At 73.4% G+C, this 12,909-nt stretch carries 11 protein-coding genes; 9 read left to right on the plus strand and 2 right to left on the minus strand.

Features of this window, described 5'->3' with window-relative positions; translation table 11 throughout:
- Positions 1-33: 33 nt before the first annotated feature.
- A complete protein-coding gene (gene paaK / locus ACZ7H1_RS09975) occupies positions 34-1,359 on the minus strand; it encodes a phenylacetate--CoA ligase PaaK (RefSeq protein ID WP_470785578.1) in 1,326 nt (441 codons plus the stop codon).
- A gap of 93 nt (positions 1,360-1,452) precedes the next feature.
- On the opposite strand from paaK, the gene ACZ7H1_RS09980 reads away from it, so the two are divergent.
- Positions 1,453-2,313, plus strand: coding sequence for an alpha/beta fold hydrolase (locus tag ACZ7H1_RS09980; protein ID WP_470785286.1), 861 nt, complete (start codon positions 1,453-1,455; stop codon positions 2,311-2,313).
- 88 nt (positions 2,314-2,401) lie between these two features.
- Here the strand turns inward: ACZ7H1_RS09980 and ACZ7H1_RS09985 are convergent, their stop codons facing one another.
- A complete protein-coding gene (locus ACZ7H1_RS09985; protein ID WP_470785287.1) occupies positions 2,402-4,024 on the minus strand; it encodes an acyl-CoA synthetase in 1,623 nt (540 codons plus the stop codon).
- A 161-nt stretch (positions 4,025-4,185) separates the two neighbouring features.
- On the opposite strand from ACZ7H1_RS09985, the gene ACZ7H1_RS09990 reads away from it, so the two are divergent.
- From ACZ7H1_RS09990 to ACZ7H1_RS10025, 8 genes are all read left to right on the plus strand, one after another.
- Positions 4,186-4,986: a crotonase/enoyl-CoA hydratase family protein gene (locus tag ACZ7H1_RS09990; protein WP_470785288.1), complete on the plus strand. Its 801-nt coding sequence runs from the start codon at positions 4,186-4,188 to the stop codon at positions 4,984-4,986.
- 239 nt (positions 4,987-5,225) lie between these two features.
- Entirely contained in the window at positions 5,226-6,185 is a 960-nt protein-coding gene (locus tag ACZ7H1_RS09995) for a Zn-ribbon domain-containing OB-fold protein (protein WP_470785290.1), read from the plus strand.
- The gene (locus ACZ7H1_RS10000; protein ID WP_470785292.1) at positions 6,185-7,249 is read left to right on the plus strand and encodes a thiolase domain-containing protein; all 1,065 of its coding nucleotides are present in this window, start codon (positions 6,185-6,187) and stop codon (positions 7,247-7,249) included. Before ACZ7H1_RS09995 ends, ACZ7H1_RS10000 begins: the two co-directional genes overlap by 1 nt.
- The gene (locus ACZ7H1_RS10005; RefSeq protein WP_470785293.1) at positions 7,246-8,421 is read left to right on the plus strand and encodes a thiolase domain-containing protein; all 1,176 of its coding nucleotides are present in this window, start codon (positions 7,246-7,248) and stop codon (positions 8,419-8,421) included. Before ACZ7H1_RS10000 ends, ACZ7H1_RS10005 begins: the two co-directional genes overlap by 4 nt.
- A gap of 92 nt (positions 8,422-8,513) precedes the next feature.
- A complete protein-coding gene (locus ACZ7H1_RS10010) occupies positions 8,514-8,753 on the plus strand; it encodes a DUF397 domain-containing protein (RefSeq protein ID WP_470785295.1) in 240 nt (79 codons plus the stop codon).
- Positions 8,754-8,903: 150 nt separating this feature from the next.
- Positions 8,904-9,308: an ACT domain-containing protein gene (locus tag ACZ7H1_RS10015; protein ID WP_470785296.1), complete on the plus strand. Its 405-nt coding sequence runs from the start codon at positions 8,904-8,906 to the stop codon at positions 9,306-9,308.
- 92 nt (positions 9,309-9,400) lie between these two features.
- Entirely contained in the window at positions 9,401-12,235 is a 2,835-nt protein-coding gene (locus tag ACZ7H1_RS10020; protein ID WP_470785298.1) for an ATP-binding protein, read from the plus strand.
- A gap of 147 nt (positions 12,236-12,382) precedes the next feature.
- A complete protein-coding gene (locus tag ACZ7H1_RS10025) occupies positions 12,383-12,883 on the plus strand; it encodes a hypothetical protein (protein WP_470785299.1) in 501 nt (166 codons plus the stop codon).
- Positions 12,884-12,909: the final 26 nt, after the last annotated feature.

The following is a 12,909-nucleotide window of genomic DNA, read 5'->3' on the forward strand; positions in this document are numbered from 1 at the left end:
GACTACCCCGAACCCTCCTCAATGCGGTCATTATCAGACCAAACGGGTGGAACCATCCTCCTCGTCCGACGGCGCCTCGCGCAGGTCCACGATCCGCTTGATCTTGCCGACCGAGCGCTCCAGGGTCTCCGGATCGACGATCTCCACGGCCGCCGACACCCCGATGGTCTCCTTCACCGCCCGGACCACCGCCCCGGCCGCGGCCTCCCGCTCGCCCGCCCCCGCGTCCCGCCGGGCCTCCGCCCGTACCGTCAGTGCGTCCATCCGCCCCTGCCGGGTCAACCGCAGCTGGAAGTGCGGGGCCACCGCGGGCGTGCGCAGGAGGATCTCCTCGATCTGGGAGGGGAAGAGGTTCACCCCGCGCAGGATGATCATGTCGTCGCAGCGGCCGGTGACCTTCTCCATCCGGCGGAAGGCCGGCCGGGCCGTGCCCGGGAGCAGCCGGGTCAGGTCCCGGGTGCGGTAGCGGATCACCGGCATGGCCTCCTTGGTGAGGGAGGTGAAGACCAGCTCGCCCAGCTCGCCGTCGGGCAGCACCTCGCCCGTCACCGGGTCCACCACCTCCGGCAGGAAGTGGTCCTCCCACACGTGCAGGCCGTCCTTGGTCTCGGCGAACTCCTGCGCCACCCCCGGGCCGATCACCTCCGACAGTCCGTAGATGTCGACGGCGTCGATCCCGAGCCGGTCCTCGATCTCCCGCCGCATCTCCTCGGTCCACGGCTCCGCACCGAAGATGCCCGTCCGCAGAGAGGTCCGGCGCGGGTCGATCCCCTGCCGCTCCATCTCGTCCAGGAGGGTGAGCATGTAAGAGGGGGTCACCATGATGATCTCGGGCTCGAAGTCCCGGATCAGCCGGACCTGGCGCTCGGTCATCCCGCCGGACGCGGGGATGACCGTACAGCCGAGCCGCTCGGCGCCGTAGTGCGCGCCGAGGCCGCCGGTGAAGAGGCCGTAGCCGTACGCCACGTGGACCTTGTGGCCGGGGCGGCCGCCGGCGGCGCGGATGGAGCGCGCCACCACCTCGGCCCACGTCTGCAGGTCGCGGTCGCTGTAGCCGACGACGGTCGGGCGCCCCGTGGTGCCGCTGGAGGCGTGGATCCGCCGGACCTCCGGTCCGGGGACGGCGAACATGCCGAAGGGGTACGTGTCCCGCAGGTCGGCCTTGGTGGTGAACGGGAAACGGGCCAGGTCGGCGAGGGTGCGGCAGTCCTCGGGGCGGACCCCCGCCTTGTCGAAGGCCGCCCGGTGGAAGGGGACCCGTTCGTAGACGTACCGCAGCGTCTCCCGCAGCCGTTCCAGCTGCAGGGCCGTCAGTTCCGCGCGGTCGAGCCGCTCCGCCGCGTCCAGGAGATCCGCCACCACCACTGCCTCCCCGATACCGACCGATCGTTCGGTCATCGTAGGCAATCAAAGGGCGGGCGGTTTGGTCAAGCGCTCTGCTTGGATGCGGTCATGCTGATCTTCGCGACGTACGACGGAACACAACTGGCCGCTCACATACGGGGGGAGGGCGAGCCGCTGGTGTGCCTGCCGGGCGGGCCCATGCGCGCCTCCGCCTATCTGGGCGACCTGGGCGGCCTCGACCGCCACCGGCAGCTCGTCCTCCTCGACCTGCGCGGTACGGGCGACTCGCAGATCCCGGCCGACGAGGACACCTACCGCGCCGACCGCCAGGTCGCGGACGTCGAGGCGCTGCGCGTCCGCCTCGGGCTGGAGAAGATGGACCTGCTGGCCCACTCGGCGGGCGGGAACCTCGCCGTGCTGTACGCGGCCGCGCACCCCCACCGCGTGCGGAAGCTGGTCATGGTGACCGCCCCGGTCTGGGCGGCGGGCCTGGCGACCCCGCTGGAGCACCGGCTCGCGGCGGCCCGGCTGCGGGCGGGGGAGCCGTGGTACGAGGAGGCCTACCCGGTCCTGGAGGAGCTGCTCACCGGCCGGGCGGACGGGGAGGACGCATGGGACCTCGTCGCGCCCTTCTTCTACGCCCGCTGGGACGACGCGGCCCGCGCGCACGTCGCGCAGGAGGCGGGCCAGGCCAACGGCAAGGCCGCGCTGCGCTACCGCCCGGAGGGCGACTGCGACCCCGGGGCGGTACGGGCTGCGCTCGGCGGGCTCGCGGTACGTGTGCTGGTGCTGGCCGGCGGTCTCGACGGCAACCCGAACCCGGCGCGGGCCGCGGAACTGGCCGCGCTCTTCCCGCACGCCGAGTGCGAGGTCCGGCGGGGCGCCGGCCACTACCCGTGGCTGGACGACCCGCAGTGGTTCGCCACCCGTATCGCCCGCTTCCTGGCCGACGGCACCGGGGCGGCCTGACCGGGACCGGCTCCGGACGACCGGACCGGCTCCGGACGACCGGACCGGCGCCGCACGGCGGGTGCGGCGCCGATCGGGCCGCGGAGTTCTAGCCCGCGTCCGCCGCCGTTGCGACCGACTTGGCCCAGCGGTAGTCCGCCTTGCCGCTCGGGGAGCGCTGGATCGCCGGGGCGATCACCAGCTGGCGCGGGACCTTGTAGCCTGCCAGCCTGGTGCGGCAGTGGGCCTGGATCTCGTCGAGGGTCGGCTCCGGTGCTCCCGCGCGGACCTGGACCACGGCGGCGACGTGGCTGCCCCACTTCGCGTCCGGAACGCCGGCGACCAGCGCGTCGTACACGTCGGGATGCGATTTCAGCGCCTGCTCGACCTCCTCCGGGTACACCTTCTCCCCGCCGGTGTTGATGCACTGCGAGCCCCGCCCGAGCACCGTGACGATGCCCTCCTCGTCCACGGTCGCCATGTCGCCGAGCAGCACCCACCGCTCGTCGCCGCGCCGGAAGAACGTCTCCGCGGTCTTCTGCGGGTCGTTGTAGTAGCCGAGCGGGACGTACCCGCGCTGCGCCAGCCGCCCCGGCACGCCCACCGGCGCCGGATCGTGCGTCGCCGGGTCCACCACCTGCGTACGCTCGTTGACCTCCAGCCGGAAGCCCTTCTCCGGGCCCGAGTCGGCCGTCGCCTTGCCGTTGGAACCGGACTCGGAGGAGCCGAAGTTGTTCAGCAGCAGGACGTTGGGCACCAGCTCCTGGAACTGGGCGCGCACCGTGTCCGACATGACGGCCCCGGACGAGGAAACGCTGAACAGCGACGACATGTCGGTGCCCCTGAGCGGGCCCTGCAGTGCGTCGACCAGTGGGCGCAGCATCGCGTCGCCCACCAGCGACACGCTGGAGACCTTCTCCTTCGCGATGGTGCGCAGCACTTCCTCGGGCACGTACTTGCGGTGGATGACGATCCGCTGGCCGTAGTTGAAGGCCACGAACGACGTCAGGGTCGAGGTGCCGTGCATCAGCGGGGGAGTGGGGAAGAAGGTCAGCCCGGCGCCGCGCGCCGCGACCCGCTCGGCCAGCTCCTCGGGCCGCTTGACGGGTTCGCCCGTCGGCTCGCCGCCGAACAGCCCGGCGAAGAACAGGTCCTCCTGGCGCCACATGACGCCCTTGGGCATGCCGGTCGTGCCGCCGGTGTAGATGATGAAGAGGTCGTCGGCCGAGCGCGGCCCGAAGCCCCTGGCGGGCGAACCGGCGGCCTCGGCCTCGCCGAAGGCCACGGCCGGCAGCTCCGGGGCGCCGTCCGGCACCGCGCCCACCCGGACCAGGTGCCGCAGCTTCTGCGTCTGCGGCAGGGCGGCCGCCACCCGCTCGGTGAACTCCCCGTCGAAGACCAGCGCCGCCAGGTCGGCGTCCCGGTAGAGGTAGACCAGCTCCTCTTCCACGTACCGGTAGTTCACGTTCACCGGGACCAGCCGGGCCTTGAGGCAGGCCAGCACCGTCTGGAGGTATTCGACGCCGTTGTAGAGGTGCAGCCCCAGGTGCTCGCCGGGACGCAGGCCGGCGTCCAGCAGGTGGTGCGCGACGCGGTTCGCCGCCTCGTCCAGTTCCCGGTACGTCAGCCGCCGCTCGGCGCCGGTCCCGGGGTGGTCCACGTAGACGAGGGCCTCACGGTCGGGGACCACGTCGACGACCGACTCGAACAGGTCGGCAAGGTTGTACTCCACCGTTCCTCCTGACCCCGGAATCCGATGGCGGTCATTAGAGCGCCAGCCAACGCAATGCGGAAGGGAGGCACCCGAAGAAATCTGACTGAGTGTCAGAAAGCTATTGAACTGGAACCGCCCCTCCTGCAACCTGTTCTAGGTCTTGAGACGGGAGGACGGCAATGGGTGGGACGGAACACCTCGGCGTGCAACGGCACGGCGCCACGCTGGTGCTCACCATGAACAGGCCCGAGGCGAAGAACGCGCTCTCGCTGCCCCTGCTGGTGGGGCTCTACGACGGCTGGCTCGAAGCGGACGCCGATGACGGGATCCGCTCGGTGGTGCTCACCGGCGCGGGCGGCGACTTCTGCGCCGGGATGGACCTCAAGGCCCTGGCGGGCAAGGGCATGGCGGGCGACCACTACCGGGACCGCCTCAAGGCGGACCCGGACCTGCACTGGAAGGCCATGCTCCGCCACCACCGGCCCCGCAAACCCGTCATCGCGGCCGTCGAGGGCTACTGCGTCGCCGGCGGCACGGAGATCCTCCAGGGCACCGACATCCGCGTCGCCGCCGAAGGCGCCACCTTCGGGCTCTTCGAGGTCAGGCGCGGCCTGTTCCCCATCGGAGGCTCCACCGTCCGCCTGCCCCGCCAGATCGCCCGCACCCACGCCCTGGAGATGCTGCTGACCGGCCGCCCGTACAGCGCGGCCGAGGCCGCGCGGATCGGGCTGGTGGGCCAGGTCGTGCCCGACGGCACGGCGCTCGACAAGGCCCTGGAGATCGCCGAGCAGATCAACGCGTGCGGACCGCTCGCCGTCGAGGCCGTCAAGGCCTCGGTGTACGAGACCGCCGAGATGACCGAGACCGACGGCCTGGCCTCGGAACTCACCCGCGGCTGGCCGGTCTTCGACACCGCGGACGCGAAGGAAGGCGCCCGCGCCTTCGCCGAGCGCCGCCCGGCGGTCTTCCGCCGCGCCTGACGCGGCGGGCCGGCCCGGATCCTGCCGACCGCAGCACCGGCCGTCCGGGCCCCGCCGGCCGGCTCCCCACCCTACGACCGCCCCGTACGACCGCCCCGTACGACCGCCCGCATCACCGCCCCGCCCCGCCACCTGCCGCACGAACCGCCCCGCACCGTCCAGCGCGCGCCCGCACCGCGCCCGCGCCGGATCGACGTCCGCCCGGCTTCCGCCCGCCGCGGAGAATCGGAGAGCCGCCCGTGACAGCCGCGCCCGTACCCGAGGTGCTGCGCGCACCCCTCGTCGTCGAGTTCCCCTTCACCCGCTCCCTCGGGCCCGTGCAGAGCGCCTTCCTGACCGGCCTGCGCGAACGCGTCGTCCTCGGCGTGAAGACCTCCGACGGCCGTGTGATGGTCCCGCCCGCCGAGTACGATCCGGTGACGGCGCAGGAGATCCGCGAACTCGTGGAGGTCGCCGCCACCGGCACCGTCACCACCTGGGCATGGAACCCCGACCCCCGCCCGAACCAGCCCCTCGCCACCCCCTTCGCCTGGGTGCTGGTCCGCCTCGACGGCGCCGACACCGCCCTGCTGCACGCCCTCGACGCGCCCGGCCCCGGGGCCGTCGCCACCGGCATGCGGGTGCGCGTCCGGTGGGCGGCCGAGCGGTCCGGCGCCATCACCGACATCGCGTGCTTCGAGGCGTACGACGGTCCGGCGGGCACCGGACCCGCCCCGCACGACGGCGTCTTCGAGCACCCCGTCACCGGCATCGTCGCCCCGGCCAGGCTCGACTACACGTACAGCCCCGGCCGGGCCCAGACCGCGTACATCAACGCCCTCGCCGAACGGAAGACCGTCGGCGAACGCTGCCCCTCCTGCCGGAAGGTGTACGTGCCGCCCCGGGGCGCCTGCCCCACCTGCGGGGTGGCCACCACCGACCACGTCGAGGTCGGCCCCGCGGGCACGGTGACGACCTTCTGCATCGTCAACATCAAGGCGAAGAACCTCGATATCGAGGTGCCGTACGTCTACGCCCACATCGCCCTCGACGGCGCCGGCCTCGCGCTCCACGGCCGGATCGGCGGCATCCCGTACGACCAGGTCCGGATGGGCCTGCGGGTGGAGCCCGTGTGGACCGAAGGCGGCCGCCACCCCGACCACTACCGCCCCACCGGCGAGCCCGACGCCGACTACGACGCGTACAAGGAGCTGCTGTGATGGCACACGGCAATGGCATACGTGACGTTGCAGTGGTCGCCTTCGCGCAGAGCGACCACCTGCGCCGCACCGACGAACTCAGCGAAGTCGAAATGGTCATGCCGGTCCTGCACCAGGTCCTGGCGCAGACCGGCCTCAAAGCCGGCGACATCGGCTTCACCTGCTCCGGATCCAGCGACTACCTCGCCGGACGCGCCTTCTCCTTCACCATGACCCTCGACGGCGTCGGCGCCTGGCCCCCCATCTCCGAGTCCCACGTCGAGATGGACGGCGCCTGGGCCCTGTACGAGGCCTGGGTCAAGATCCAGACCGGCGAGGCCGACACCGCGCTCGTCTACGCGTACGGCAAATCCTCCCCGGGCCCGGTGCGCGACGTGCTCACCCGCCAGCTCGACCCGTACTACCTCGCCCCCCTGTGGCCCGACTCGGTGGCCCTCGCCGCCCTCCAGGCCCAGGCGCTCGTCGACGCAGGCGACACCGACGAGGAAGCCCTCGCCGCCATCGCCGCCCGCAGCCGCACCGCCGCCGCGACGAACCGGCACGCCCAGCTCCGCGGCGCCGTCCCCCAGGGCGAATACCAGGTCGCCCCGCTGCGCACCGGCGACTGCCCGCCCGTGGGCGACGGCGCGGCGGCCGTCGTCCTCGCCGCCGGCGACACCGCCCGGCGGCTGTGCTCCCGCCCCGCCTGGATCACCGGCATCGACCACCGCATCGAGGCCCACGGCCTCGGCCTGCGGGACCTGACCGACTCCCCGTCCACCCGGCTCGCCGCGGAACGCGCCGGGGCCTTCACCCGCGCCGTCGACACCGCCGAACTGCACGCGCCGTTCAGCTCCCAGGAGGTCGTCCTGCGCAAGGCCCTGCGCCTGGACGACTCGGTCAGCGTCAACCCGTCCGGCGGCGCCCTGGCGGCCAACCCCGTCATGGCCGCCGGCCTCATCCGCATCGGCGAGGCCGCCGCCCGCATCCACGACGGCACGTCCGACCGCGCCCTCGCCCACGCCACCTCCGGCCCCTGCCTCCAGCAGAACCTGGTCGCCGTCCTGGAAGGGGACCCGTCATGAGCAAGACGGCCAAGGAGCCCGTGGCCATCGTCGGAATCGGCCAGACCAAGCACGTCGCCGCCCGCCGTGACGTCTCCCTCGCCGGCCTGGTCCGCGAGGCCGCCGTACGGGCCCTCGACGACGCCGGGCTGACCTGGGCGGACATCGACGCGGTCGTCATCGGCAAGGCCCCCGACTTCTTCGAGGGCGTGATGATGCCGGAGCTGTACCTCGCGGACGCGCTCGGCGCCGTCGGCAAGCCCATGATGCGCGTCCACACGGCCGGATCCGTCGGCGGGTCCACCGCCCTCGTCGCCGCGAGCCTGGTCGCCGCCCGCGTCCACCGCACCGTCCTGACCCTCGCCTTCGAGAAGCAGTCCGAATCCAACGCGATGTGGGGCCTGTCCCTGCCCGTCCCCTTCCAGCAGCCCCTGCTGGCCGGGGCAGGCGGCTTCTTCGCCCCGCACGTACGGGCCTACATGCGCCGCACCGGCGCCCCCGACACCGTCGGCTCGCTCGTGGCGTACAAGGACCGGCGCAACGCGCTGAAGAACCCGTACGCACACCTGCACGAGCACGACATCACGCTGGAGAAGGTCCAGGCCTCGCCGATGCTGTGGGACCCGATCCGCTACTCGGAGACCTGCCCCTCCTCCGACGGCGCCTGCGCGATGGTCCTCACCGACCGGTCCGGAGCGGCCCGCGCCCCCCGTCCCCCCGCCTGGGTGCACGGCGGCGCGATGCGCAGCGAGCCGACGCTCTTCGCCGGCAAGGACTTCGTCTCCCCGCAGGCCGGCCGGGACTGCGCGGCGGACGTCTACCGGCAGGCCGGCATCGCCGACCCGCGCCGGGAGATCGACGCCGTCGAGATGTACGTGCCCTTCTCCTGGTACGAGCCCATGTGGCTGGAGAACCTGGGCTTCGCCCAGGAGGGCGAGGGCTGGAAGCTCACCGAGGCCGGCGTCACGGAACTCGACGGCGACCTGCCCGTGAACCCGTCCGGCGGAGTCCTCTCCACCAATCCCATCGGCGCCTCCGGCATGATCCGCTTCGCCGAGGCCGCCCTCCAGGTGCGCGGCCAGGCCGGGGAGCACCAAGTCCCCGGCGCCCGGCGGGCCCTGGGCCACGCCTACGGCGGCGGCGCGCAGTTCTTCGCCATGTGGCTGGTGGGCGCCGCCCCGCCGACCGGCTGACCGCGCCGCCCCGGCGCCCGGCGCGGCCTGTCCCGCACCGGGGTCCGTCGCTACCCTGGCCCACGGACGACGGAACCGGGAGGAGCACGCACATGGCCGAGAGCACGATGACCCAGTCCTTCACCGGATGGGGCAAACCCGAGCTCGATCTCAGCACGGCGGACTGGCAGTCGGGCAGCCAGGGAACGGGAGACGTCCAGATCGCGTTCGTGGAGGGCTTCGTCGCCCTGCGCAACAGCGAGCGGCCGGAGAGTCCCTCCCTGATCTTCGCCCCGGACGAGTGGCGGGCGTTCGTACTCAACGCCCGCGAAGGGGAGTTCGACCTCACCTGAGCCGGGGTGCCGCACGGCGGACCGCCGGGCAGAGCCGCTGCCCGGCCTTCCGCAACGGCCGCCCCCACCTCCGCCGTCGGCTCTGCCGCAGCCGCCGACTCCGCCGTCGCGCGCACCGGGCCGCGCCGCACGCGCGGGTAGGGTGCCCCCATGAGCGGCGAGCGCGACCTGGCCACCCTCCTCAGCGGGATGCGGCCCGAGCTGAACCCCGGACGGTACGTCTTCACCACCGTCCCCGCGGGTGTCCCCGAAGGAGTGACGCCCGTCGCGACGGTGCGGGAACCCGAAGGGCTGACCTTGGTCCTGTCCCAGGACGACGCCGACGCGGCCGGACTCCGGTACGACTACGTCGCCGCGTGGATCACCCTGCGGGTCCACTCCGCCCTCGACGCGGTCGGGCTCACCGGCGCCTTCGCCCGCGAACTGGCCGCCGCAGGCCTGAGCTGCAACGTCGTCGCGGGCTTCCACCACGACCACCTCTTCGTGCCCGCCGAGCGGGCCGCCGAGGCAGTCGCCGTGCTCGAAGCTCTCGCCGCGCGGTCCGTGACCGACTGAGAAAGATCCGATCAGTACCCGACATCTGGCCTCCGCCCGCGTGTGCGCGGGCGTACGCTGATGGCCCCGAACCGCCCTGGGGGGTACCAGCCATGACGGAACGCCAGCTCCGGATGCGGCGCACCATGTTCGAACGCGAGGCCGAACTTGCCGCCGTGGACGAAGCTCTGGGCGAGCTCACCGGACCCGGGCCGACGACCGGCCCCGGCGGTGGTCTGCTCGCCTTCGCCGGACCCGCGGGTCTCGGCAAGACCACCCTGCTCGCCGAGGTGCGCCGCCGCGCCCACGCCCTCGGCTGCACCGTACTCAGCGCCCGCGGCGGCGAGATGGAACAGACCGTCCCGTTCCACGTCGCCCGGCAGCTGATCCAGCCGCAACTGGCCGGGACCTCCGCCGGAGAGCTCCGCGACACCCTCGGCAGCTGGTACTCCATCGTCGGCCCGGCGCTCGGCCTGTGCGCCGCGGTCGACGGCGCACCGCCGGACCCCCAGGGTCTGCGCGACGGCCTCGACTGGGTCCTCACCCACCTCGCCATCCAGCGCGCCCCGATGGTCCTCGTCCTCGACGACGCCCACTGGGCCGACTCGGAATCCCTCAGCTGGCTCGCCGCGTTCGCGCCGCGCACCGAACACCTGCCGCTGCTCGCCGTCGTCGCGTACCGCCCCGACGAACTCCCCGACCACGCCGAGTCCTTCCGGTTCCTGCCCGGCCGCGCCGGACAGCGCCCCATCGACCTCGAACCGCTCACGCCCGACGCCGTCGGCCGGCTCGTCCGCGAGACCGTCGGAGACGAGGCCGACGACGCCTTCTGCCGCGAATGCTGGGCCGTCACCGCGGGCAACCCGTTCCAGGCCGTCGAACTGACCGCCAAGGTCCGCGACCGCGGCCTCACCCCCGACGAATCCGGAGCGTCGCTGCTGCGCGACCTCGCCGCCGCCCAGCGCGGCAGCGGCTTCGTCGCCCGGCTCGAACGCCTCGGCGCCTCCACCGTCCGGTTCGCCTGGGCCTGTGCGGTCCTCGGCATCGCCGTACCCCAGGAACTCGCCGCGCGCGTCGCGGCCCTCGGCACCGAGGAAGCCGCCGACGCCACCGACCGGCTGCGCGAGGCCCGCATCCTCTCCGGCACGGTCTCCGCCGACGGCACCCTCGAATTCGAGCACCCGCTCATCGCCACCGCCGTCTACCGCGCGATCCCCGACGCCGTACGGGTCGCCATGCACGGCCAGGCCGCCATGGCCGTCGTCGACGCGGGGTTCGGGGCCTCCGCCGCAGCCCGGCACCTGCTCGAGACGCACCCCGACGGCGAGGACCACGTGGTGCAGCTCCTGCGCGAATCCGCCGCGGAGCACCTGCGCGCCGGCGCACCCGAAGCCGCCCGCAGGCAGCTCGCCCGCGCCCTCCAGGAACCGCCCTCCTTCGACGAGCGCGCCGCCGTCCTGTACGAACTGGGCTGCGCCTCCCTCCTCACCGAACCCGCCAACACCGTCAACCACCTGCGCGCGGCGCTCGCCGAGTCCGAGGAGGGCTCCGCCCTGCGCCAGGGCATCGTCGTCCGCCTGGCCCAGGTGCTCGCCCACAGCAACCGCCACGACGAGGCCTCCGCCGTCCTCGCCCGGGAGATCGCCAGCGCACCCGACGCCCGCACCCGGCTGCGCCTGCAGTCCGAGCAGTTCATGTGGGACGCGTTCCGGTCCGACGAACCCGACTCGCCCGCCCGCTCCCGGCGCCTGTCCAAGCTCGCCGACCGGCTCAGCGGCCGCGACCTCACCGAGCGGTACATCATCGGCATGCGCGCCTGGGACGCCACCCTGCGCGGCGAACACGTCGACACCGTCCTGCACCACTCCCGGCGCGCCCTCGGCGACGAGCTCAGCTGGGCGTACGAGGACCGCGGCTTCGAGCTGCCCGTCGTGGTCGCGCTCACCTACATGTACGCCGACCGGCCCGGCCGGGCGGAGGAGCTGTTCGCCGCAGGCACGGCCGAACTGGAACGCCAGGGCTGGCGCGGCGCGCACCTGTCCTTCGCGTACAGCCTCCTCGGCTACATCCGCTTCCGGCGCGGACGCCTGATCGAAGCGGAGGACTACGCCCGCTCCGGACTGCGGCTCGCCGAGCGCGTCGGGCGCCGCACGCCCGTGCACTGGTACGCCGTCACCATCCTCATCGAGATCCTGCTGGCGCGGGGCCGGGTGGAGGAGGCCTGGCAGCTGGGCCGCGACCACGAATTCGGCGAACCGTTCCCCGCCGCCGTGGTCTTCCCCGACTCGCAGACCGTGTACGCCGAACTGCTCCTCGCCCGGGGCGACCGCAAGGCCGCCGTCGCGGAACTGGAAGCCGTCGGCCGCAGGCTCACCCCGCGCGGCATCCAGAACCCGTCCTGGTGCCCGTGGCAGCTGCACCTCGCCCGCGCCGAAGCCCGGGAGAACCCCGGCCGGGCCCGCGACCTGGCCGAGGACGCCATCCGGCGCGCCCGCGCGTTCGGCACCCAGTCCGCCATCGGGCAGGCACTGCGGATGGCCGCCGACGTCACCGGGACCGGCCTGGAAGAAGCCGTCGAGGTGCTGTCCGCCTCCCCGGCGGGCTACGAGCTCGCCTGCGCCCAGGTGGCACTGGGCATCGAGCTGCGCCGCCCCTCGGTCCTGCACGAGGGCCTGGAGACGGCCGTGGCCTGCGGAGCCGACGGCCTGGCCGCCACGGCACGGGAGGCCCTCTCCGGCGTCGGCTCCCGGCCGCGCCCGGCACTGGCGGGCGGCGGCGAGCTGACCGCCCGCGAGGAGCAGGCCGCCCGGCTCACGGCCGCGGGGGAACCGGCCGCCAAGGTCGCCGCCGCCCTGGCCACCACCGAGCTGGAAGTCGCCCGGCTGCTGTCCTCCGCATACCGCAAGCTCGGCACGGACCTGGCAGGCCTCGGGGAGGCCCTGTCCTGATCCCGCGCCCCTGAGGAGCGCCCGGGCGGTCCCGGCGCAGGCCTTGCGGGGCCGCGCCCGGGACCACCCGGGGCACCGTCCCCGGCGGCACCGGCCAGTGGCGGACCCGGGGCCCGGGGAAAGGCCCCGGACACGTACCATGGCCGCATGTCCTTCCTCCGCCGCCGCAGCGCCGCCACACCCGCCGGCCCGGACTTCGACGTCCTGGCCATGGACCCGGGTGACTGGCCTGGGAATCTCGGGGCCGGCCTCCTTCCCGCCCCCGACGGCAGCTGCCAGGGCGTCTTCCTGCGCTACGACCTCTTCGGCGGCCGCGGCCCCGCGATGATCATCGGTAACCTCCCCGAGGGCTCCCCGGCCCGCGAGCTCTCCGAGGGGCAGGTCCCCTTCGAGGTGGCCCAGCTGCTCGCCGCGCTCGAGAACGACGAGGACGTCGAGGTCACCGGCACCGAGGACTGCCCGGTCATGCAGGGCGATAACCTCCTGATCGTCCGCAAGATCAAGCTGTCCGAGACCCGGATCTCCTGTGTCCAGTTCGACCGCAGCGACAACGTCCTCGTCACCATCGCCAGCTGGGACCGGCCGATCAGCGACGACCTCTACGCGCTGCTCAAGCCGCTGCCCGCCGAGCTGTTCCAGCAGGGCTGACCGAACGCCCCGCGTGCGCCACCCAC

This window comes from Streptomyces sp. NPDC037401, assembly GCF_055602345.1.

Excerpts from the sequence above, each read along its gene's own strand:
- ACZ7H1_RS09980 (WP_470785286.1), top strand. The coding sequence starts at position 1,453 with ATGCTGATCTTCGCGACGTACGACGGAACACAACTGGCCGCTCACATA.
- ACZ7H1_RS10000 (WP_470785292.1), top strand. The coding sequence starts at position 6,185 with ATGGCACACGGCAATGGCATACGTGACGTTGCAGTGGTCGCCTTCGCG.
- ACZ7H1_RS10005 (WP_470785293.1), top strand. The coding sequence starts at position 7,246 with ATGAGCAAGACGGCCAAGGAGCCCGTGGCCATCGTCGGAATCGGCCAG.
- ACZ7H1_RS10025 (WP_470785299.1), top strand. The coding sequence starts at position 12,383 with ATGTCCTTCCTCCGCCGCCGCAGCGCCGCCACACCCGCCGGCCCGGAC.
- ACZ7H1_RS10015 (WP_470785296.1), top strand. The coding sequence starts at position 8,904 with ATGAGCGGCGAGCGCGACCTGGCCACCCTCCTCAGCGGGATGCGGCCC.
- ACZ7H1_RS10020 (WP_470785298.1), top strand. The coding sequence starts at position 9,401 with ATGACGGAACGCCAGCTCCGGATGCGGCGCACCATGTTCGAACGCGAG.
- ACZ7H1_RS09990 (WP_470785288.1), top strand. The coding sequence starts at position 4,186 with ATGGGTGGGACGGAACACCTCGGCGTGCAACGGCACGGCGCCACGCTG.
- ACZ7H1_RS10010 (WP_470785295.1), top strand. The coding sequence starts at position 8,514 with ATGGCCGAGAGCACGATGACCCAGTCCTTCACCGGATGGGGCAAACCC.